We start from the raw sequence: 20,202 nt of genomic DNA, 5'->3' as shown, positions 1-20,202 counted from the left end.
GGCGCTGCGCGGCCCCGCCCGCCGGCTGCCCCCGCAGCAGCGCCAGCGCGGCCCCGTGCAGGCCGCGCCGCTGCGGCGCGACGATGCGTTCATAGACCACGTCGCGATAGAGCTGGTGATAGAACCGGTAGCTTCCGCCCGCGCCCTGCTCGGCCACCAGCCCGGAGGCCAGAAGCTCCTCGATCCCGGCCTGAAGCTCCGCGGCCGCGACCCCGGCGATTGCGGCCAGCATCTCGCGGCCGGCGGGCATGTCGAACACCGCCAGCGCCGCGGCGACCGGTCGCCCGGCGCGCAGCAGGTCCAGCCTTTCGCCGACGCTTTCGTAGATCGTGCGCGGTACCGCCACGTCGCCCGCGATGGAGCCCACCCGGTCGCCCGCCACCGCGCGCGCGGCGCTTTCGAGCATCAGCGGATTGCCCTCCGCCAGTCCCAGCATGCGGGTTTCCACCGCCTCGGGCAGGACATTGCCCGCCAGCGCCCGGCGGAACAGGCGCCGGGCCGGCGCCTCGGCCAGCCCGGCCAGCGCCATGCGGCGGGCGCCCTCGGCCTCCTGCCACAGCGGCTCGGCGGGGTTGCGCGAGGTCGCCAGCATCATCACCGGCCGCCCCGCGGCACGCTCGGCCGCCGCCTCCAGCAGATCGCGGGTGGTGGCGTCGCACCAATGCGCATCCTCCAGCACCAGAAGCACCGGACGCCCGTCGCGGCTTTCGACCAGCCATTCGGCGAGGATCGCGATCAGGCCGGCACGCTGCCCGCGGTTCTTCGGTCCCGGCGGCTGCGGCGCGGCCCCGTCCCCGGCGGGGAGGTCCGGGGCCAGGCCGATCAGGTCGGCGACCAGCGCAACCTGATCGGCGGGATGGCCCTCCATCGCATGGGCCAGCGCCTCCCGCCGGGCCCCGGCCGTTCCGGGTGCCGCGCCGCCGACGAGATCCTCGAGCCGGGCGATGACCGGCGCGAAGGCGCTCATCTGCGCCAGCGGCGAACAGCTGAGCCGCCGCAGCGCCACCTCGCCCCTGCGGATCCGCGCGATGGTCTCGCGCAGCAGCGTGGTCTTGCCCAGCCCGGCCTCGCCGGTGACGACGGCCATGCGGGTGCGGCCCTCGCAGGCCTCGGCCCAGAGGCTTTCCAGCCGGGCGCAATCCTCCTCGCGGCCGATCATGCCGGGCGGCAGCGGTCCCTCCGCGGCGCCGGCATCGCGCGCGGGACCGGTGACGCGGAACAGCGCGCCCGCCTCGCCGAACCCCTGCAGGGCCACCTCCCCCAGCGTCTCGAAGGCGAAATGGCCGCCAGCCTGGGCGCGCGTCTCGGCATCGGCCACCACCCCCCCCAGCGGCGCCACGCCCTGCAGCCGCGCGGAGCGGTGCATCACCTGCCCCACCATGTGCAGCCGCTCATTGCCCTGGTGCAGCTCGGGGCGGCCGATCACCGCCTCGCCGGTGGCCACGCCGGCCCGGAACCCCAGGGCGACGGGCCGCCCCGAGGGCAGCGCGAATTCGCGGGCCGACAGTTCCTCCTGGAGCGCCAGGGCCGCGGCCAGGCCCCGTTCGGCATCGCCCAGCCGCGTGCGGGGATAGCCGAAAAGCATGATGACCCCGTCGCCATGCAGCGAGGCGAGATAGCCGCCGAAGCGCCGCGCCACCCCGCCCGCCGCCAGGTAGAAGGACTGGAACACGGCATGCAGGTCGTCGGGCGAAAGCTCCTCTGCCAGCCGGGTCGACCCGGCCATGTCGATGAAGATCACCGTCAGGCGCCGCCGCTCCAGCCCCTCGGGCAGCGCGGCGGCCACCGAGCTGGTGCCGCCCGCCGCCTCGATCGCGGCGCGCAGCCGCTTGCGCTGGCCCAGCGTCAGGCCCAGGTCGCGCAGGTCGCCGTCTGCCAGCGTCCAGAACAGGTCCTCGTCGATATGCTCGGCGCGGAAAAGGGCCTCCAGCGAGGCCAGGCCGGCCTCGCTCAGCACGGTCATCATGGTCGGCCGCTGCATCGCGTCCCATCCCCCGAATTGAACGGCCCCGCGTCCCCGCTGCGCCCCGGTTCCGTCGCGTCCGCGCGACCCTATCGCGGCGGGCGGGCCGCTGTCCACAGCCGCCCGCCCGTTCAGAAGTAGCGCAGCCAGATATACACGTTCGCCATGATCAGCGTCAGGATCATGATCGGAAAGGCGAACTTGGTGAAGGCGATGAAGCTGATCGGCTGCTTGGCCTTCTCGGCGAAGGCCGCCACCGTCAGGTTGGCCGAGGCCCCCAGCAGCGTGCCGTTGCCGCCCAGGCAGGCGCCGAGCGCCAGCGACCACCACAGGGGCTCGATATTCTCTGCCCCGAACGTGTCGGCGGTGGCCTGGATCATCGGGATCATCGTCGCCACGAAGGGGATGTTGTCGAGGATCGCCGAGAGGATGCCGGAGGCCCAGAAGACCAGGAAGGCGGTCCACATCAGGTCGCCATCGGTGATGTCGAGGATGAACTGGGCGAACATCGACAGAAGCCCGACATGCTCCACCGCCGCGACGATGACGAACAGCCCGCCGAAGAACAGGATGGTCACCCATTCGACCTCGCCGAAGATGTGATGCACCGATTCCGACTGGTGTTCGGCATCCTGCCCGCCATAGGCCAGCAGCATCAGCAGCCCCGCCCCCGCAAGCGCCGCCGTCCCCGGCTGGATCCCGTAGCCGTGGCCCAGCGTGAATCCCAGCATCACCAGCGCCAGCACCGCCAGCGACTTGACCATCAGCCGCACGTCGGTGATCGCGCTGGTCTCGTCGAATTCCATGATCTTCGCCGAGGCCGAGGCGGGGATCTTGGCCAGGGTGCGGCGGTTGACCAGGTAGATGATGGCGGTCAGCACGATCAGGCAGACGAAGGCGATGGGCGCCAGGTTGACGACGAAATCGTTGAAGCTGAGCCCCGCGGCCGAGCCGATCAGGATATTGGGCGGATCCCCGATCAGCGTCGCGGTCCCGCCCACGTTCGAGGCCAGGATCTCGGCCATGAAGAAGGGAAAGACCTTGGTTTCCAGCGCATCGGTGATCAGGAGCGTGATCGGCGCGATCAGCAGAACCGTGGTCACGTTGTCCAGAAGCGCCGAGAAGACCGCGGTGATCAGGGTCAGCATCATCAGGATGCCGGTGGGATTGGCCTTGACCAGCTTGGCCGCCTTGATCGCGACATACTGGAACAGCCCCGATTTCGAGGTGATGGCGACGATCACCATCATCCCGATCAGCAGCGCCAGCGTGTTGGCATCGACCCCCGCGACGGCCTGCTGCTGGTTGATGATCCCGAAGATCACCATCAGCGCCGCGCCCAGCATCGCCAGGATCGCGCGGTTCAGCTTCTCGGTGATGAGGATGGCATAGACCGCGATCAGGATGCCGGTGGCCATCCAGAGCGGGTCGATCCCGAGAAGGTCGGGGACGGAGAACGCATGTCCCCCGGTTTCGGCTTGTCCGTGCACGTGGGATTACTCCGGAAGGTCGTCGATGGGCCCGAGCACCTGGTCGAGCAGCGAATTGGCGCTGAGCGTGCCGACGAAGCGGCCGCTGCCGGGCTCCACCAGCATCACGTGACGCTTGAACTTGTAGATCAGCCGGATCCCCTCCAGCACCGGGGTGGCGGGATCGGCCATGGGGATGTTCTCGGGGCGCGACAGGTTGTCGGCCACGCGCTGCCCGCCCAGACGGTCCAGCTGCGCGGCGAAATCCTCGCGGCTCAGCCCCAGGAAACGCAGGTTGCCCAGCCGGCCGGAACCGCTGGAGGCGGCCATCTCGATCGTCGCCGCCTGGGGCAGGATCAGCTTCACCAGGGTCGGCGAGGAGAAGACGCCGACATAGCGGCCCGTTGCGTCCACCACCGGCAGGAACCGCGCGCGGCTGGTCCGGATCATCCGCAGCGCCTCGGCCACGCTGGCCTCGGGACGGATCGTCTGCTGTTTCTCGGGCGGCACCATCACGTCCGCGCAGGTCAGGCCCATGCTTGCCTCCGGCTGTATCGGGATGCGGATCGCCGGCGGGGACGGCAGGGACGCCCGTCGCGGCCGCGGAAATCGCAATAATGTTGCGCTCCCTAGACCCGCGCGGGGGCCCGGGCAAGCGCCATGCGCCATCGGGGACGCTGCGCCGCATCCCCCCGGCCCGCCGGGACCGCGCCGCGCGGATCTCTCGCCGCCAAGCATCCCGGGGCGCAGGCCGCTTGACCGCGCCGCCGGGGCGGCTAGGATCGCAGCCGAAGTCAGGGGAGTCCCGCCACGGGGACTGAGAGGCCGGCGACGGATGCATGTCCGGGTCCGGCGACCCTTCGAACCTGACCCGGGTGATGCCGGCGTAGGAAGACCCGAGGATGCCCCCCGCGCGCAAACCGCCGTGGCGGCCCTTCCGGGCCCGCTCCCCGCATGGGGACACGGGCGCCCGGCTTCCCGCCTGCCCCGTCCCGGGGGCCGCAAGGGAGGCGGGGAATGCGACGTGATCTGATTTCGGTGCTGGGCGCGGGGGTGGCCGGGCTGTGCACCGCGACCGAGCTGGCCGGGCGCGGCCACCGGGTGGAACTGATCGCCCCGCCGGGCGCCCCCTGCCCCGCCTCGCATTTCGCCGGCGGCATGCTTGCCCCCTTCTGCGAGGGGGAGGCGGCGCCGCCCGAGGTGGTGGAGGCCGGGCAGCAGGCCGCGGACTGGTGGGCGGCGCATGTGCCCGTCACCCGGCGCGGCACGCTGGTCGTGGCGCCGCCGCGCGACGCGCCGGAACTGGACCGTTTCGCCCGCGCCACAGGCGGCCATGAACCGGCCGATCCCGGCACGCTGGAACCCGAGCTGGCCGGGCGCTTCGCCCGCGGGCTGTTCTATGCCGAGGAGGCGCATCTGGATCCGCGCGACGCGCTGCGCCGCCTGCGCGCCGGGCTGGAGCGCCGGGGCGTGGCGATCCGCGACGGCGCCCCGCAAGGGCGGATCGTCGATTGCCGCGGGCTGGGCGGCAGGGTGCCGGGGCTGCGCGCCGTGCGCGGCGAGATGCTGATCGTCGCGGCGCCCGAGGTGACGCTCGGCCGTCCCGTGCGGCTGCTGCATCCGCGATTCCCCTGCTACATCGTGCCCCGCGCGGATCACCTGTTCATGATCGGCGCCACGATGGTGGAACGCGACGATGCCGGGCCGGTCACCGCCCGCGCCGCGATGGAGCTGCTTTCGGCGGCCTGGACGGTGCATCCGGGCTTTGCCGAGGCGCGCATCCTGGAACTGGGCGCGGGGCTGCGCCCGGCTTTCGCCGACAACCTGCCCGCCGTGATCCGGCGGGACGGGGCGCTGCATGTCAACGGCATGTACCGCCACGGATTCCTGATGGCCCCCGCGCTGGCGCGCAAGGCGGCCGAGATGATCGAGACCGAGGAGACGATCCATGCAGATTGAGCTGAACGGCGAACGCATCGAAACCGGGGCGGCCAGCCTCGATGCGCTGGTGGAGGAACGCGGCCATGACGCGGGATCGGTCGCCACGGCGCTGGACGGCGCCTTCGTGCCGCGCCCGCTGCGCGCCGCGGCCATGCTGCGCGACGGCGCGCGGGTGGAGATCCTGTCGCCGATGCAGGGGGGCTGAACGATGTTCTACGGCACCGACCTGTCCAGCCGGCTGATGCTGGGCACCGCGCAATACCCCTCGCCGCAGGTCCTGTCCCAGGCCATCGCCGCCTCCGGCGCCGAGGTCATCACCGTCTCGCTTCGCCGCGAGGGGCGCGAGGGCGGCGCCTTCCGCGACATCCTGAAGGCCGCGGGACGCCGGATCCTGCCCAATACCGCGGGCTGCCACAGCGTGAAGGAGGCGGTGACCACCGCCCATATGGCGCGCGAGCTGTTCGGCACGCCCTGGATCAAGCTGGAGGTGATCGGCCATGCCGACACGCTCCAGCCCGATCCCTTCGCGCTGCTGGAGGCGGCGCGCATCCTCTGCGGCGAGGGGTTCGAGGTGTTTCCCTACACGACCGAGGACCTGGTCCTGGGCGAGCGGCTGATCGAGGCGGGCTGCCGGGTGCTGATGCCCTGGGGGGCGCCGATCGGCTCCGGCCAGGGGCTGCGCAACATCGAGGGGCTGCGCAGCATGCGCGCCCATTTCCCGGGCATTCCGCTGGTCATCGATGCCGGGATCGGCGCGCCCAGCCAGGCGGCGCTGGCGATGGAGATGGGCTATGACGCGGTGCTGCTGAACACCGCCGTCGCCCGCGCGCTGGACCCGGCGGCGATGGCGCGCGCCTTCGCGGATGCGGTCGCCGCGGGGCGGGCGGCGCATCGCGCGGGGCTGATGCCGCGGCGCGACATGGCCGCCGCCTCCACCCCGGTCTTCGGCATGGCGGATCTGGCATGATGCGGCTGGACCCCTTCTACCTGATCGTCGGCACACTGGCCGAGGCCGAGCGGCTGGTGCCGCTGGGCGTCCGGCTGATCCAGCTGCGTGCCAAGCAGATGGAGGCGCCCGAGCTGCGCCGCCAGATCGCCGGCGCCCGCGACCTCTGCGCCCGCCACGGCACGCAGCTGGTGGTCAACGACCACTGGCAGCTGGCGCTGGATCTGGGCTGCGATGCCGTCCATCTGGGCCAGGAAGACATGGACAGCGCCGATTTCCCCGCGCTGGCCCGTGCGGGGATCCGCATCGGCCTGTCCACCCATGACGAGGCGGAACTGGAGCGCGCGCTGTCGCATGATCCGGCCTATGTCGCGCTGGGGCCGGTCTGGCCGACCCTGCTGAAGAAGATGGCCTGGGGGCCGCAGGGGCTGGACCGGGTGACGCGCTGGAAGGCCATGGCCGGGACAACGCCGCTGGTCGGCATCGGCGGCGTGACGGTGGACCGGCTGCCCGGGCTTTTCGCCGCCGGGGCCGACAGCGCGGCGGTGGTCACCGATATTGCCCGGGCGCCCGACCCGGTGGCGCGCTGCCGCGCCTGGATCGCGGCGACGCGGGCCTGGCAACGATGAACCGCTATGACCGCCAGATGCGCCTGCCGGGCATGGGGCAGGCCGCGCAGGCGCGGCTGGGCGCGGCGCGGGTGCTGGTCGTGGGGGCGGGCGGTCTGGGCGCGGCGCTGCTGCCGCTGCTGGCCGGTGCGGGGGTCGGTCGGATCCGCATCGTCGATCACGACATGGTGGAGGAGACGAACCTGCACCGCCAGACCCTCTACCGCATGGCCGATCTGGGCCGGCCCAAGGCGGAGATGGCGGCGCGGGCCCTGGCCGCGCTGAACCCCGATTGCCGCGCCGAGCCGCTGGTGGCGCGGATCGACCCCGCGCTGGCCCGGACCGAGATCGCCGGGGCCGATCTGGTGATCGATGCCGCCGACAGTTTCGCCGTCAGCTATGCGCTGTCGGACCTATGCCGCGATGCCGGGCTGCCGCTGGTCACGGCCTCTGTCACGGGCTGGCGCGGCTATGCGGGCGGGTTCTGCGGCGGGGCGCCGAGCCTGCGCGCCGTTTTTCCCGACCTGCCGCCGCGCGCCGGAACCTGCGCGGAGACGGGGGTGATGGGGCCCGCCGTGGCGATGCTGGGCGCCGCCCAGGCGCAGATGGCGATCGCGGTGCTCAGCGGGTGCGGCCCCTCGCCGCTGGGCCGGATGCTGACGCTGGACCTGGAGGGCTGGGCTGTCTCGGGCTTCCGCTTCGACGGGGCGCCGGAGCCGGAGGCGCCCGGGCCCTGCATCCTGGCCCGCGCCGATCTGGAGCCCGGCGACCTGGTGGTGGAGCTGCGCGATGCCGCCGAGGCCCCGGAACCGGCCGTGCCCGGCGCCCGGCGCTGCAGCCCCGCTGCTGTCGCGGGGCTGCAGCCGCAGGCCGGACGGCGCGTGGTCTTCGCCTGCGCCACCGGCCTGCGGTCCTGGCGCGCGGCGCGGGTGCTTCAGGCGGCCGGACATGACGAGGTGGCGATCCTCGCCTGACCTCCGCCGCGCGCGGATGCCCGTCCCTGCGGGGGTCGAGACGCAGCGCCCGTCCTGCGGGCCGGGGCCGGACCAGCCGTCGCCCGGGATGCCCGGACCCTTGCCGCCTCCGGCGGGCGATGTCGCGGGCCTTGAAGATGCCGCCGGAAAGTCCGAGGCTCGTGGCGGCAATGACTCCGCAGAAACCGCGCATGGGACGATGGGGAACAAGCGCCCGGCAGGCCAGCCGGGCGGGATGCGGCGGACCGGGATCCGCGCGGGGCATCGGATGCCGGCGGCCGGAAGGTGCCGCGCCCCGCATGTCGCCATCCCCGGCCGGCGCCCTCCCGGCGGGACCTGCGAAATGGCGGCCCGGGCGTCCTGCCGCTGCCGGGCGCGGCCAGCCGGGTCATGCGGGTCATCGCGCCCCGGGCAAGGCCACGGGGCGTCCACATTTCCGGCAATCCGCCGGAGCAGAAGAACGGAAAGACCGAATGAACGACGATTGGCGCCGGGCCCTTCCGGCAGAGGCATTCACCGGCAGGGGCCGGGTTCTGCTGTCACGGGCCAGCGTGCCCGCCGCGCTGCTTGCCGGCGGCGCGCCGGCCGGGGCGCAGGTCCGGCCCGACGGCGCGGCCGCGGTCGACCTGATGCTGCAGGACGGAGCCATCGCCGCCGTGGCCCCCGCCGGCACGCTTGCCGCCGATGCCGCGCTGGACCTGGGCGGACGGCAGGTCTGGCCGATGCTGGTGGACATGCACACCCATCTGGACAAGGGCCACACGCTGGGGCGGGCGCCGGATTCGGGCGGCACGCATCCCGGGGCGCGGGATGCCACCTCCGCCGATCGCCGGGCGCACTGGACCCATGCGGACCTGCGCCGCCGGATGGATTTCGCCCTGGCCTCGGCCGCGGCCCATGGCGTCGCCGCGATGCGGACCCATCTGGACAGCCACGAGGGCCAGGCCGAGACCAGCTGGGCCGCCTTCGCCGAAACCCGCGAGGCCTGGGCCGACCGGATCGCGCTGCAGGCCGTGGCGCTGGTGCCGCTGGACAGCTATCGCGGCGATTACGGCGACCGCCTCGCCGATCTGGTCGCCGACCATGGCGGGCTGCTAGGCGGGGTCACGCGGGCGGCCGGCGGCGCGCATGGCGACGGGCTCGACGATATCGACGACCTCCTGGACCGGCTCTTCGTCCTGGCGCGCGCCCGCGACCTGCAGGTCGACCTGCATGTCGACGAGGCGATGAGGGCCGACGCCCTGCCCCATGTCGCCCGCGCGGCACTGCGCCATGGCTATGAAGGGCGCGTCACCTGCGGGCATTGCTGTTCCCTGGCGCTGCTGCCCGAGGCCGAGATGGCGGAGACCATCGCGCTGGTCGCCGAGGCGGGGATCACGATGGTGACGCTGCCTGCGGTCAACATGTACCTGCAGGACCGCCAGCCCGGGCGCACGCCCCGCTGGCGCGGGGTGATGCCGGTGGCGGAGCTGCAGGCCGCGGGCGTCCGGGTGGCGGTGGCGGGCGACAATTGCCGCGATCCCTTCCATGCCTATGGCGATCACGACATGCTGGACACATGGCGGCAGGCGGTGCGCACCCTGCATCTGGACCATCCCATTGCCGACGCGCCCGCCCTGGCCGGACCGGTCCCCGCCGCGGCGATGGGGCTGGATGCCGGGCTGATCGCCCCCGGGCGCGCCGCCGACCTGATGCTGTTCGACGCCTGGAGCCTCGATCAGGTCATGGCGCGGCCGCAATCTGACCGTCAGCTGCTGCGCGGCGGCCGCGCGGCCGACAGCCGCCCGCCCTCCTATGCGAGGCTGGGGGGCTGAGCGGCGCGGTCGCTGCGGCGACCTGCCCGGGCGGGGATGACGGGCAGGCCTTTCCCCGGCCTGCCGGATGCTGTCTTCTCGGGGAACTGCCCGCCGCACCGGAGAGACCGCCCATGAGACCCGCCGCCGCCCTTGCCCTTCTGCTGCTTGCCGGACCGGCCGCAGCCGAAAGCCCGCTTCTCGCCCTGCCCGGCTTTCCCGATTACGCGGTGCTGGGCGTCGGCTCGGGGCCGGCGCGGATCGGCGACGAGGACCGGCTCTGGGCGGCGGTTCCGGCGGCGCGGAAAAGCTTCGGACAGCGCTATGTCTCGCTGGAGGCGAATTACCTCAGCATCAACCTGTCCCGGCAGCCCGGTTTCCAGGCCGGACCGGCGGGGATCCTGCGCTTCGGCCGCGAGGAGGCCGAGGACGAGAATGGCCGCGCGCTGGACGACATCCCGATCTCCGTCGGGCTGGGCGGCTTCGTCGCCTGGGAAACCGGCGGGCCCGATCCGCGCGACCGCTGGCGCGCCGGGCTGGGACTGCTGCAGGACGCGACCGGCGCCGATGGCGGCCATGTCGCCGATCTCAGCCTGCGGCGCTGGTTTCCCGTCGGCCGCTATGCGCTTTTCGGCATCGGCGCGGCCGCAAGCTGGGCCTCGGGCAACTACATGGACACCTATTTCTCCACCGATGCGGGGGGCGGCGCGTCCGGCTATGACGCGGATGCGGGCTGGCGCGATGCCCGGATCACGGCGGTTTTCGTTCAGCCGGTGAGTGAAAAATGGGCAATCGGCGCGGGAATGATGTATTCGAGGCTCTTGGGCGAGGCCGCGGATAGTCCCGCGACCCTCTCGGCCGATCAGATCTATGCGGGTCTGGGCATTGCGCGTAGCTGGTAGCGCCGCCGCCGATACCCGGCGTCGTTCGCAAAAAGGCAACGTGTTCTGCTAAAATCGATGCTTTTTTCCGGCGTCGAATGATGGCTGCATGCACCGGCCCTCAGACGCAAGGAAAGCTCCGCCCATGTCCGCCACCGCCCGCCCCGTTCCCGACCCGTCCCAAGGCCGGCGCGGCTATCTGCTGATCGACGACGTCACCATCGCCTATGGCAAGTCCGTCGCCGTCGACAGCCTGACGCTGGAAATCGCCGAAGGCGAGCTGCTGTCGCTGCTGGGCCCGTCGGGCTGCGGCAAGTCGACGACGCTGCGGATGATCGCGGGCTTCGTGCCCCCCGTTTCCGGCCATGTCATGCTCAACGGCCGCGACATCACCCGCAAGCCGGCGCATAAGCGCAATATCGGCGTGGTCTTCCAGTCCTACGCGCTGTTTCCGCATCTCTCGGCGCTGGAAAACGTGGGCTATGGGCTGCGGATGCGCAACATTTCCCGCGCCGAACGCCAGGAGCGCGCGAAGGCCGCGCTGGAGACCGTGGGGCTGGGCGCCTTCGCCGGACGGCTGCCCGGCAACCTCTCGGGCGGGCAGCAGCAGCGCGTCGCCCTGGCCCGCGCGCTGGTGATCGAGCCCGAGGTGCTGCTTCTGGACGAGCCGCTCTCCAACCTCGATGCCAATCTGCGCGCCGAGATGCGCGACGAGATCCGTGCACTGCAGCAGCGGCTGGGCATCACCACTCTTTTCGTCACCCATGACCAGCAGGAAGCCCTGGCCATGTCCGACCGGATCGCGGTGATGAAGGACGGGCTGGTCAGCGAATTGGGCACGCCGCAGCAGCTGTGCGATGCGCCGCGCTCGGCCTTCACCGCCGGGTTCCTGGGCGCGCGTACCGTGATCGGCGGCCAGGTCGAGGCCGGCATCTTCCGCGCGAAGGGCACGCAATGCGCAGGCGCCCCCGAAGGCGCGACCCAGATGGTGCTGCGCGCCTCGCGGCTGCGCCCGGCCGCCGAGGCGTCGGGTCCGCTGGCGCTCTCGGGGACGGTCTCGACCGTCAGCTATCTGGGCGAGGCCTTCGAGATCGACCTGGCCGCCGCCTCCGGGCCGGTGCGCATGGTCATCCCCTCGGACCTGGCCCCGCCCGCCCCCGGCCAGAGCATCGCAGTCCAGGCGCTGCCCGGCGCCGTCACCTTCATCTGAACGACCCATAACCAGAACATCCCCGACAGGAGACCTCCCATGACCCTCAACCGCCGTCAGTTCACCGGCCTCGGCCTTGCCGCGCTTGCCGCGCCCGCCAGCATCATCCGCCCCGCCTTTGCCCAGCCCAAGCCCGGCGACGAGCTGGTCGTCGGCATCTGGGGCGGCGCGCAGGAAAAGATCGTCAAGGAATTCATCGAGCCCAAGCTGGTCGAGAAATACGGCTGCAAGATCAGCTATGTGCTGGGCGGCACCACCGACCGCCGCGCGCGCGCCTATGCCGAGCGCGGCCGCCCCAGCTTCGACGTGCTCTACCTGAACATCTACGAGAGCCGCCAGGCCGTGGCCGATGGCGTGACCCAGGCGCCGACCGGCGCGGTGGAACGGTTCGACGCGCTCTATCCGCTGGCGCAGAAGGGCGGCTACGGCGTGGCCTTCAACCCCTGCACCGTGGTCTATGACGGCACCGCCGCCCAGACGCCGGTGACCTCCTGGAAGGACATGTGGAACCCTGAATGGAAGGGCCGCATCGCCTGGCCGAACGGGCTGGGCGCCGAAGGCATCTCGGCGCTGATGATGACCGCGAAATCCTTCGGCTACGGCATCGACGAATTCGACAAGGTGCTGGCGAAGGTCGCCGAGCTGAAGCCCTTTGCCGGGATCCAGTCCTCGCAGGCGCAGCTTTACGACATGATCGACCAGAACGTCGCCGACCTGTCGGTGGAATTCGCCTCCTTCACCCAGAAATACAAGGAGACCCGCAATTCCGACTGCATGATCGCCGAGCCCGAGGAAGGCATGGCCGTGACCATGAACGTCGCCTGCATCACCGAGGGCACGCGGAACCAGAAGCTGGCCGAGGAATGGATCAACCTGCATCTCAGCGAGGAGGTCATGGTCGCCTATGCGCGCGAGGTCTATTACTCGCCGACCGTCAAGGACGTGACCATGCCCGATGACGTCAAGGACAAGGTCATCACCGGCGGCCAGGTCGACAGCCTCGTCGATTTCGACTGGGATTACATCAACGCCCACCGCGCCGAGTGGCAGGCCAAGTTCGACCGGGTGCTGGCCGGATGAAACGCTGGATCGGGCCGGTCCTCGCCACGCCGGTGACGGCGTGGCTGCTGCTGGCCTTCGCCGCACCGCTTGCGGTCGTGGTTCTTCTGTCGCTGCACGAGTATCCAAGCCCCTTCGGCCCGGTGCTCGTGCACCCGTCGCTGATCCAGTTCCGCACCATCCTCTCGGACGGGTTCTACATGTCGATCATCGCCGAGACGGTGGCCCTGGGGCTGGCCGTCACGGTGGTCTCGGCGATCCTGGGCTATCCGCTGGCGCATTGGCTGGCCAGGATGCCCGGACGCTGGCGCGCGCTGGCCTTCGCGGTGATCCTGATCCCGCTGCTGACCAACGTCGTGGTGCGGTCGCTGGGAATCATGCTGCTGCTGTCGCCCAAGGGCCTGCTGAACTCCGCCGCCGGGCTGATCGGGCTGGGCCCGTTCGAGGGCATGCTCTTCACCCATGGCGCGGTGATCGTGGCGCTGGCGCAGGTCTTCATGCCCTTCATGGTGCTGGCGCTCTACGACAACCTGCAGAACACCTCGCCGCGCATCCACGAGGCCGCCGAAAGCCTCGGCGCCTCGCCCGCCGTGCGGTTCCTGACCGTGGATTTCCCGCTATCCCTGCCGGGGCTGCGATCGGGCATCATCGTCGTCTTCCTGATGACCGTGACCTCCTATGTCTCGGCGACGCTCCTGGGCGGCAAGAAGGTCTGGACCATCGGCATGCTGGTCATGCAGGAGGCGATCCAGAACCTCAACGCCACCATGGCCTCGGCCTTGTCGCTGGTCATGACCGTCGTGGGGCTGGGCTTCATCGCGCTGGTCACGCTCGCGCTGGGACGGTTCATGACCTGGCGCAAGGGCGTGCCCGCCCGGCCGATGGATGTCCCCATGCCCCTGGCGCGGATCGTGGACCTGGCCGGGCCGCTCCTGTCGCGGATCGCGCTGGCCTGCGCCATCGGCCTGCTGCTGCTGCCCCTGGGACTGGTGGTCGTGCAGAGCTTCAACGACGTGCCGCTGGCCACGGCGGCGGGGTTCAAGGGCTTCACGCTGGAATGGTACCGCCGCGTCCTGGTAGCCGGGGATTACACCGCCAATTTCCTGATCTCGGTCAAGCTGGCCTTCGCCTCGGTGGTGACGGGGCTGATCCTGGCGCTGCCTGCGGGCTTCGCGCTGGCGCGCCATCCGTTCCGCGGCCGCGGCACGCTGCTGGCCTTCTGGATGCTGCCCTTGTCGCTGCCGGGCATCGCCATCGCGGTGGGCATGCTGAAGCTGTTGCAGATCTACCTGGCCGTGCCGCCCTTCATCGGGCTGATGGCGGTGCATGTCGTCGTGATCCTGCCCTTCATGATCACGCTGCTGACCACCTCGGTCATGGCGCTGGACCCGGCGCTGGAGGAAGCCTCCGCCAGCCTCGGCGCCAATGCCGTGCGCACCTTCGTGCATGTCACCCTGCCCTCGCTGGCGCCGGGGCTGTTCGCCGCCGGTCTCGTGGGCTTCCTGATGAGCTTCGGCGAGGTGACGGTGACCGCCTTCCTGACCACCGCGCGGCTGACCACCCTGCCAGTGCGGATCTATTCCGAGGCGACCTTCGCGCTGGAACCCACGGCGCATGCGATCTCGGCCCTGCTCATCGGGGTGACGATCATCGCGCTCGGGGTGCTGGGGAGGTTCGTGCGGCTCGACCGGCTCTATTCGCGCTAGGGCCTGCGCCACGCAAGAAGGAAGGGCCGGGGACCACCCCGGCCCTTTCGCATGTCACGCCAGGAAGACCTTGCGCAGCATGTTCAGCGCGACGAGGATCAGGAACACCGCGAAGACCCGCTTCAGCGGCTTGGGGTCCAGCGAATGCGCCAGCTTCACGCCCAGGGGCGCGGTCAGCAGCGTCATCGCGATCACGATCAGGAAGGCGGGGATGTTCACCGCCCCCAGCGTGAAGGGCGGCCGCGTCGCCGGATCGATGCCCACCAGCAGGAATCCCAGCGTGGAAGGCGCCGCGATCAGCACGCCGAACCCGGCCGCGGTGGCCACCGCGCGATGGATGGCCACGCCATGCAGGCTCATCAGCGGCACGCCGAAACTGCCGCCGCCGATGCCCATCAGCACCGACAGGAAACCCACCAGCGGCGAATAGAGGGCGCGCTTCACCCCCGAGGGCATCGCCTCGGCCAGCCGCCAATGCGCCTTGCCCAGCCCCATGTAGAGACCGATCACCAGCGCCAGCCCGCCGAAGATCGCCTGCAGCACGATCGAGCGCAGCGCCGCGGCCACGAGGACACCGATCACCGCACCGATGACGATGCCCGGCGCCCAGCCTTTCAGGATCTCCCAGTCGACGGCGCCCTTCTTGTTGTGGCTCATGACCGAGCGCACGGAGGTCACCACGATGGTCGCCAGCGAGGTCGCCAGGCAGACCTGCATCAGCTGCGGCCCGCCATAGCCCAGGGTCGAGAAGGCATAGAAGAAGGCCGGCACCAGAACGATGCCGCCGCCGACGCCCAGAAGCCCGGCCAGCACGCCGGCAAAGGCGCCGATGACCGCCAGCAGCGCCAGCATGAGAAGAAGAAGGGAAGGATCAGGCATCATGGGAAGGGTCCGTCTGGGGAGGGTTTCGATTGGAATGGGACAGCGCCAGGAAGGCGCCCGCGACATGGGCCTGCATCGCGCGGCGCGCGGCCTCGGCGTCGCGGGCCAGGATCGCATCGGCAATGGCGCGGTGTTCGGCGCGCGACTGCGCGCTGCGCCCGGCATCGCGCGAGAAATTCAGCGCCCGCCAGGGAAGGGTCTGCAACTCCAGCCCGGCCAGCACCTCGGCCAGCACGGGACTGCCTGCGCCGCGGCGCAGCGCATCGTGGAAGGCCAGGTTATGCGCCGGATAGTCCTCGCCCGGCAGGGTCTCGCCCCGCGCCAGCAGCGCCTCCAGCCCGGCACGCTCCACTTCGCTCATGCGATGCGCGGCAAGGGCGGCGATGGCGCCCTCGATCTCGCCCACCGCCTCGAACAGCCCCGCCATGGCGGCGGGATCGGGGCGGCGGATGACGAAGGCGCGGCGGGCGCCCCGTTCGGCCAGACCGTCCTGCGCCAGCCGCTGCAGGGCCTCGCGCACGGGGGTGCGCGACACGCCGAATTCCGAGGCCAGCGCGGTCTCGGCCAGGGCCGCGCCGGGCGGCAGCGCGCCCCCGGCGATGCGCGCGATCAGCGCGGCATGGATTTTCGCGGCGGATCCTTCGGACATGCGGCCCCTCCTGACCGCATGATATGTATACATATCGGCCGGACATGTACACCGATATTCGTCAGAGCCCGGCCAGCATCGGCTTCAGCGTCTCCAGATAGACATTGGCCATGGCGTTGCCGTAGCGCTCCGAGCCGATGACCATCAGCCTCTGCGTGCGGTCGGCGAATTCCTGCACCGGCACCAGCACCAGCCGCCCGGCCGCCACGTCGCGTTCCACGTCGAAGCGCGTCAGGAAGGTGATGCCGTCGCTTCCCGCCGCCAATTCGCGCATCATCTCGATGGAATTGGTCTCCGCCAGGATGCCGGGGCTGCTGCGCAGGGGGGCCAGCCAGTGATCCAGATAGGGCCGGATCACCATGGAGCCGTCCGCCAGGATCAGAGGATAGGCGATGCAGTCGCTCAGCCGCAGGCTGGAGCGCGCGGCCAGCGGATGGCCCGCCGCCATCACCGCCCCCAGCTGGACCAGCGAGGTGGTGTGGATGCGCAATCCGAAGCGTTCGGGAAAATCGAAGCCAATTCCGAAATCGGCGTCTCCGGCGGCAACATTCTCCAGGATTGCCTCTCCGGTGGGCAGAAGCTGGACCTTGAGCGAGACCCGGGGATTCGCCTTGCGGAAGGCGGCCAGGCTTTTCGGGATCACGTTGCCCGCCAGGCCGCTCATGATCGACAGGGAAACCTCGCCGCGCCGCAGCCCCTTGAGATCCTCGATCTGGGCCAGGGTCCGGCTTTCCTCGCGCAGCGTGTCGCGCACGTGCACCATCAGCAATTCGCCCGCCGCCGTCAGGGTCATGTCCCTGGCGCCGCGATGAAAAACCGGCGCCCCCACCTGTTCCTCCAAGGTCTTGATCTGGCGGCTGATCGCCGAGGGGGCGACATGCAGCTTTTCCGAAGCGGCGCGGATGGAGCCCGAGCGGACCACCTCGTCGAGATAGCGCAGGATACGTGAATGCATGGAAGTGACTTGCCGAATTTGGAACGTTACCGTGCAAATTTGATGCTTTTATCTCACCCGTCAATCGTCTTTGCTGATCGCAAGACGGGCCGCAGCGCCCCCGATGACGATAAACGGAGCAGACCGGATGCAGAAATCCTTCACCTACGAGCAACTGCGAAAGGCCGACGTGTTCCGCATCGCTCCGGGGGACACGAATTACTTCGCGATCCTCTTCGATCCGGCGAATTCGCCCAGCTCCGCCATCTTCGTCATCGAGATCTTCGATATCGGCGGCGCGACGCCCCCCAACAGCCATTCCGGCGCGCATGAATTCTTCTATGTCCTGCATGGCGAAGGCATCGCCTCCTCGGATGGCGACGAGCTGGCCATCGGCAAGGGCGACGCGCTGCTGCTGGAACCGGGCTCGGTCCATATCGTGAAGAATACCGGCAAGTCGCGGCTTTACACCCTGACGGTGATGATCCCCAACGAGGAGTTCTCGGAACTGATCCGCTCGGGCGAGCGCGTCGCGCTGGACGAGACCGACCTGGAGATCCTGACCGGGGCGGCGGCATGATGGACGGCATGACGGATCGCGACCTGGTCCCGCTGGGCGCCTTCGCGCAGAATGCCTGGTCGGTCAGCGCCGCCGAGGTCAGCCTGGTGCGCGCCCGCGACGCGGCGCGTCCGGTGACGCTGGGCGACCGCGACCGCAAAGTGACGCTGGATATCGGCCGGACCGCCATCGTGGTGGTCGACATGCAGAACGATTTCTGCCACCCGCAGGGCTGGCTGGCGCATATCGGCGTCGATGTCGCGCCCTGCCGCGCGCCGATCGCGCCGCTGCAGGCGCTGCTGCCGATGCTGCGCGAGGCGGGCGTGCCGGTCATCTGGCTGAACTGGGGCAACCGTCCCGACCGCGCCAACCTGCCGCCTTCGGTGCTGCATGTCTACGACCCGGACGGGCGGTCGACCGGCATCGGCAAGCCGCTGCCCGGCAATGGCGCGCATGTGCTGGAGGAAGGCAGCTGGGCGGCCGCGGTGGTGGATGAACTGGCCCCCGCGCCGGGGGACATCGCCGTCTCGAAATACCGCATGACCGGGTTCCAGGATACCGAGCTGGAGGCGATCCTGCGCAATCTCGACGTCACCACGGTGCTGTTTGCCGGGGTGAATGCCGATCAATGCGTGCTGAACACCCTGACCGATGCGGTGGCGCGCGGCTTCGACGCGGTGCTGCTGGAAGATTGTTCCGCCACTTCCTCGCCCGCCTTCTGCATGGAGGCGACGCTTTACAATGTGCGCCAGTGCTACGGCTTCGTCTGCGACGGGGCGGATCTGAGGGCGGCGCTGGAGGCGGGCGCATGATCCCCGATCTGAACCTTCCCGGCCCGCTGGCCGAACTGACCGCCGCCTGCGACGCCTACGAGGCGGCGCTGATGGGCAATGACCTCGACGCGATGGACGCGCTGTTCTGGGACAGCCCCGTGACCCTGCGCTATGGCGTGGGCGAGAACCTCTATGGCATCGGGGAAATCCGCGATTTCCGCAAGGCGCGCCCCGGCGGCAGCCCGCAGCGCGAGGTCATCCGCCGCGAGATCGTGACCTATGGCGAGAACATGGGCACCTGCAACCTGGAATTCCGCCGCGCCGGCGGGCGCACCGGACGGCAGAGCCAGACCTGGCTGAAGACGCCGGACGGCTGGAAGGTCGTGGCAGCGCATGTCTCGCTAATGGCGGAGACGCATTGATGGCACTGACCGGATTTCTCGAGGCGCTGGACGGGATCGAGGTCACGACCGATCCGAAGGTGGTGAAGGCGAAGAGCCGCGACTGGCACTTCATCTCGCCGCTGCTGTCGAAGACCCTGGACGGGCTGGTGGCCGATGCCGTGGTCACGCCCCGGACCCCCGCGGAAGTCCGCGCCGTCGCCGCCGCCGCCCATGCCCAGGGCGTGGCGCTGACCCCGCGCGGGACCGGCACGGCGAATTACGGGCAGAGCGTCCCGCTGCATGGCGGCGCGATGCTGGATCTGTCGAAGCTTTCGGGCGTGATCGAGGTCGGGCCCGGCTTCATCCGCGCCCATGCGGGCACCCGCATCGCCGATCTGGAGGCCGCGGCCGCCGAGACCGGGCAGGAATTGCGGTTCTTTCCGACGACGAAGAAACAGGCGACGATCGGCGGCTTCGTCACCGGCGGCACCGGCGGCGTGGGATCGATCACCTATGGCGTGCTGCGCGATCCGGGCAATATCCGCGGCCTCAAGGTCGTGACGGTGGAAGAGACCCCGCGCGAGATCACGCTGACCGGCCGGGACACCGCCATCGTCCAGCACAGCTATGGCACGCTGGGGATCGTCACCGAGGTGGAGATGCCGCTGGCGCCGAAACGCGACTGGCAGGAGGCGCTGGTCACCCTGCCCGACTATCCTGCGGCGGTGCGGCTGGCGGTCGCCATCGGCCAGGCGCCGGGGCTGGAGAAGAAGCTGGCCTCCGCCTATGAATGGCCGATCGGCGACTGGCTGAAACCGCTGGCGCCCTTCATCGGCGAGGGCCGTTCCATCGTCATCGCGATGATCGAGGCCGCCTCCATGCCGCTGTTGCGCGAGATGGTGGCCGAGGCCGGCGGCGAGATCACGGCGGGCGGGCCCGAGGGACAGGCGCCCTATGGCCGCCCGATCTGGGAATTCGCCTTCGGCCACACCACGCTTCAGGCGCAGAAGACCCGCGACGACATCACCGAGATCGAGGGGCTGTTCTCGGCCCCCGATCTCGCCGCGCGGATCCTCGAGGTGCATGCCGCCATCGGCAAGACCGGGCCGATGCGGATGGAGATCCGCCGCTGGGGCGCCGAACTGGTGGGCTCGGGCTCGACCTTCGTCACCTTTACCGACGAGGCGGCGGTCAACGAGGTCGTGACCGCGATGCGCGCCATGGGGCTGAAAGTGGCGAACCCGCATGCCTCCAACGTGCGCGGCGTCGGCAAGAAGACCATCGGCCCGCGCGAGATCGCCTTCAAGCGCGAGGTCGATCCCAAGGGCCTGCTCAATCCCGGCCGCTTCGAGGCCGAGGGCGCGGCGGACACGGTGATCGACCGGCACCTGGACACGGATGGCTGGCTCGACCGTCAGGCCGGCTGAGATGACAGCCCGCAAAGGGCGCAGCGGGGCGACCCGCACCCAACA

The 20,202-nt window shown here is 70.5% G+C and carries 20 protein-coding genes and 1 riboswitch; of the genes, 14 read left to right on the top strand and 6 right to left on the bottom strand.

Annotated elements, in window-relative coordinates; translation table 11 throughout:
- The 3 genes from ICN82_RS15175 to ICN82_RS15165 form a co-directional block, all read right to left on the bottom strand.
- On the bottom strand, nucleotides 1-1,981 hold a 1,981-nt coding region (locus ICN82_RS15175), incomplete at its 3' end, for an AAA family ATPase (protein ID WP_193184312.1).
- 113 nt (nucleotides 1,982-2,094) lie between these two features.
- On the bottom strand, nucleotides 2,095-3,453 hold the full coding sequence (locus tag ICN82_RS15170; RefSeq protein ID WP_330999017.1) for an ArsB/NhaD family transporter: 1,359 nt from the start codon (nucleotides 3,451-3,453) through the stop codon (nucleotides 2,095-2,097).
- A gap of 6 nt (nucleotides 3,454-3,459) precedes the next feature.
- Complete coding sequence (locus ICN82_RS15165) at nucleotides 3,460-3,969, bottom strand: CBS domain-containing protein (protein ID WP_193184310.1); 510 nt, start codon at nucleotides 3,967-3,969, stop codon at nucleotides 3,460-3,462.
- A 249-nt stretch (nucleotides 3,970-4,218) separates the two neighbouring features.
- Nucleotides 4,219-4,342, top strand: a riboswitch (TPP riboswitch).
- A 107-nt stretch (nucleotides 4,343-4,449) separates the two neighbouring features.
- Here ICN82_RS15165 and ICN82_RS15160 point away from each other — a divergent pair.
- The 10 genes from ICN82_RS15160 (at nucleotide 4,450) to ICN82_RS15115 (ending at nucleotide 14,550) form a co-directional block, all read left to right on the top strand.
- A complete protein-coding gene (locus ICN82_RS15160) occupies nucleotides 4,450-5,391 on the top strand; it encodes an FAD-dependent oxidoreductase (RefSeq protein WP_193184308.1) in 942 nt (313 codons plus the stop codon).
- Nucleotides 5,381-5,578, top strand: a complete 198-nt coding sequence (gene thiS / locus ICN82_RS15155) for a sulfur carrier protein ThiS (RefSeq protein ID WP_193184306.1) — start codon at nucleotides 5,381-5,383, stop codon at nucleotides 5,576-5,578. Before ICN82_RS15160 ends, thiS begins: the two co-directional genes overlap by 11 nt.
- 3 nt (nucleotides 5,579-5,581) lie before the next feature.
- Nucleotides 5,582-6,340 carry a thiazole synthase gene (locus tag ICN82_RS15150; protein ID WP_193184304.1) on the top strand — a complete coding sequence of 253 codons (759 nt, stop codon included), beginning with the start codon at nucleotides 5,582-5,584 and terminating at the stop codon, nucleotides 6,338-6,340.
- 5 nt (nucleotides 6,341-6,345) lie between these two features.
- Nucleotides 6,346-6,948 (top strand): thiamine phosphate synthase, encoded by a 603-nt coding sequence (locus tag ICN82_RS15145; protein ID WP_226898517.1) that lies wholly within the window; start codon nucleotides 6,346-6,348, stop codon nucleotides 6,946-6,948.
- On the top strand, nucleotides 6,945-7,901 hold the full coding sequence (locus ICN82_RS15140; protein ID WP_193184302.1) for a HesA/MoeB/ThiF family protein: 957 nt from the start codon (nucleotides 6,945-6,947) through the stop codon (nucleotides 7,899-7,901). The genes ICN82_RS15145 and ICN82_RS15140 overlap by 4 nt, the downstream gene beginning before the upstream one ends.
- A 473-nt stretch (nucleotides 7,902-8,374) precedes the next feature.
- Nucleotides 8,375-9,715, top strand: coding sequence for a cytosine deaminase (locus tag ICN82_RS15135; RefSeq protein WP_193184300.1), 1,341 nt, complete (start codon nucleotides 8,375-8,377; stop codon nucleotides 9,713-9,715).
- 113 nt (nucleotides 9,716-9,828) lie between these two features.
- On the top strand, nucleotides 9,829-10,596 hold the full coding sequence (locus tag ICN82_RS15130; protein ID WP_193184298.1) for a MipA/OmpV family protein: 768 nt from the start codon (nucleotides 9,829-9,831) through the stop codon (nucleotides 10,594-10,596).
- Nucleotides 10,597-10,720: 124 nt separating this feature from the next.
- Nucleotides 10,721-11,785, top strand: a complete 1,065-nt coding sequence (locus ICN82_RS15125) for an ABC transporter ATP-binding protein (protein WP_193184297.1) — start codon at nucleotides 10,721-10,723, stop codon at nucleotides 11,783-11,785.
- A gap of 39 nt (nucleotides 11,786-11,824) precedes the next feature.
- Nucleotides 11,825-12,865, top strand: coding sequence for an ABC transporter substrate-binding protein (locus ICN82_RS15120; RefSeq protein WP_193184295.1), 1,041 nt, complete (start codon nucleotides 11,825-11,827; stop codon nucleotides 12,863-12,865).
- Complete coding sequence (locus ICN82_RS15115) at nucleotides 12,862-14,550, top strand: ABC transporter permease subunit (RefSeq protein WP_193184293.1); 1,689 nt, start codon at nucleotides 12,862-12,864, stop codon at nucleotides 14,548-14,550. The genes ICN82_RS15120 and ICN82_RS15115 overlap by 4 nt, the downstream gene beginning before the upstream one ends.
- A gap of 54 nt (nucleotides 14,551-14,604) precedes the next feature.
- On the opposite strand, the gene ICN82_RS15110 is transcribed toward ICN82_RS15115, so the two are convergent.
- The 3 genes from ICN82_RS15110 to ICN82_RS15100 all read right to left on the bottom strand — a co-directional run bounded on the left by ICN82_RS15110 (nucleotide 14,605) and on the right by ICN82_RS15100 (nucleotide 17,036).
- On the bottom strand, nucleotides 14,605-15,429 hold the full coding sequence (locus ICN82_RS15110) for a sulfite exporter TauE/SafE family protein (RefSeq protein ID WP_193184291.1): 825 nt from the start codon (nucleotides 15,427-15,429) through the stop codon (nucleotides 14,605-14,607).
- Nucleotides 15,422-16,081, bottom strand: a complete 660-nt coding sequence (locus ICN82_RS15105) for a GntR family transcriptional regulator (protein ID WP_193184290.1) — start codon at nucleotides 16,079-16,081, stop codon at nucleotides 15,422-15,424. The genes ICN82_RS15110 and ICN82_RS15105 overlap by 8 nt, the downstream gene beginning before the upstream one ends.
- A 61-nt stretch (nucleotides 16,082-16,142) precedes the next feature.
- The gene (locus ICN82_RS15100) at nucleotides 16,143-17,036 is read right to left on the bottom strand and encodes a LysR family transcriptional regulator (protein ID WP_193184288.1); all 894 of its coding nucleotides are present in this window, start codon (nucleotides 17,034-17,036) and stop codon (nucleotides 16,143-16,145) included.
- A 127-nt stretch (nucleotides 17,037-17,163) separates the two neighbouring features.
- Between ICN82_RS15100 and ICN82_RS15095 the strand changes: the two genes are divergently transcribed.
- From ICN82_RS15095 to ICN82_RS15080, 4 genes are read left to right on the top strand one after another with little or no spacing between them, the layout of a single operon-like run.
- Complete coding sequence (locus ICN82_RS15095; protein ID WP_193184286.1) at nucleotides 17,164-17,595, top strand: cupin domain-containing protein; 432 nt, start codon at nucleotides 17,164-17,166, stop codon at nucleotides 17,593-17,595.
- Between the two features lie 8 nt (nucleotides 17,596-17,603).
- Nucleotides 17,604-18,386, top strand: coding sequence for a cysteine hydrolase family protein (locus ICN82_RS15090; protein WP_193184283.1), 783 nt, complete (start codon nucleotides 17,604-17,606; stop codon nucleotides 18,384-18,386).
- Nucleotides 18,383-18,769 carry an oxalurate catabolism protein HpxZ gene (gene hpxZ, locus ICN82_RS15085; RefSeq protein WP_193184281.1) on the top strand — a complete coding sequence of 129 codons (387 nt, stop codon included), beginning with the start codon at nucleotides 18,383-18,385 and terminating at the stop codon, nucleotides 18,767-18,769. Before ICN82_RS15090 ends, hpxZ begins: the two co-directional genes overlap by 4 nt.
- The gene (locus ICN82_RS15080; protein WP_193184279.1) at nucleotides 18,769-20,157 is read left to right on the top strand and encodes an FAD-binding oxidoreductase; all 1,389 of its coding nucleotides are present in this window, start codon (nucleotides 18,769-18,771) and stop codon (nucleotides 20,155-20,157) included. The genes hpxZ and ICN82_RS15080 overlap by 1 nt, the downstream gene beginning before the upstream one ends.
- Nucleotides 20,158-20,202: the final 45 nt, after the last annotated feature.

This window comes from Mangrovicoccus algicola (assembly GCF_014903745.1).
Lineage (GTDB): Bacteria > Pseudomonadota > Alphaproteobacteria > Rhodobacterales > Rhodobacteraceae > Mangrovicoccus > Mangrovicoccus algicola.
Note: the sequence above shows the minus strand (reverse complement) of the source record. Positions and strands in the feature narration are given on the sequence as shown.

What these genes read in the sequence shown, in the direction of transcription:
- ICN82_RS15080 (WP_193184279.1), top strand. Translation starts at nt 18,769, where the DNA reads ATGGCACTGACCGGATTTCTCGAGGCGCTGGACGGGATCGAGGTCACG.
- ICN82_RS15130 (WP_193184298.1), top strand. Translation starts at nt 9,829, where the DNA reads ATGAGACCCGCCGCCGCCCTTGCCCTTCTGCTGCTTGCCGGACCGGCC.
- ICN82_RS15140 (WP_193184302.1), top strand. Translation starts at nt 6,945, where the DNA reads ATGAACCGCTATGACCGCCAGATGCGCCTGCCGGGCATGGGGCAGGCC.
- ICN82_RS15125 (WP_193184297.1), top strand. Translation starts at nt 10,721, where the DNA reads ATGTCCGCCACCGCCCGCCCCGTTCCCGACCCGTCCCAAGGCCGGCGC.
- ICN82_RS15160 (WP_193184308.1), top strand. Translation starts at nt 4,450, where the DNA reads ATGCGACGTGATCTGATTTCGGTGCTGGGCGCGGGGGTGGCCGGGCTG.
- ICN82_RS15115 (WP_193184293.1), top strand. Translation starts at nt 12,862, where the DNA reads ATGAAACGCTGGATCGGGCCGGTCCTCGCCACGCCGGTGACGGCGTGG.
- ICN82_RS15135 (WP_193184300.1), top strand. Translation starts at nt 8,375, where the DNA reads ATGAACGACGATTGGCGCCGGGCCCTTCCGGCAGAGGCATTCACCGGC.
- ICN82_RS15110 (WP_193184291.1), bottom strand. Translation starts at nt 15,429, where the DNA reads ATGCCTGATCCTTCCCTTCTTCTTCTCATGCTGGCGCTGCTGGCGGTC.
- ICN82_RS15120 (WP_193184295.1), top strand. Translation starts at nt 11,825, where the DNA reads ATGACCCTCAACCGCCGTCAGTTCACCGGCCTCGGCCTTGCCGCGCTT.
- hpxZ (WP_193184281.1), top strand. Translation starts at nt 18,383, where the DNA reads ATGATCCCCGATCTGAACCTTCCCGGCCCGCTGGCCGAACTGACCGCC.
- ICN82_RS15150 (WP_193184304.1), top strand. Translation starts at nt 5,582, where the DNA reads ATGTTCTACGGCACCGACCTGTCCAGCCGGCTGATGCTGGGCACCGCG.
- ICN82_RS15105 (WP_193184290.1), bottom strand. Translation starts at nt 16,081, where the DNA reads ATGTCCGAAGGATCCGCCGCGAAAATCCATGCCGCGCTGATCGCGCGC.
- ICN82_RS15090 (WP_193184283.1), top strand. Translation starts at nt 17,604, where the DNA reads ATGACGGATCGCGACCTGGTCCCGCTGGGCGCCTTCGCGCAGAATGCC.
- thiS (WP_193184306.1), top strand. Translation starts at nt 5,381, where the DNA reads ATGCAGATTGAGCTGAACGGCGAACGCATCGAAACCGGGGCGGCCAGC.
- ICN82_RS15165 (WP_193184310.1), bottom strand. Translation starts at nt 3,969, where the DNA reads ATGGGCCTGACCTGCGCGGACGTGATGGTGCCGCCCGAGAAACAGCAG.
- ICN82_RS15100 (WP_193184288.1), bottom strand. Translation starts at nt 17,036, where the DNA reads ATGCATTCACGTATCCTGCGCTATCTCGACGAGGTGGTCCGCTCGGGC.
- ICN82_RS15095 (WP_193184286.1), top strand. Translation starts at nt 17,164, where the DNA reads ATGCAGAAATCCTTCACCTACGAGCAACTGCGAAAGGCCGACGTGTTC.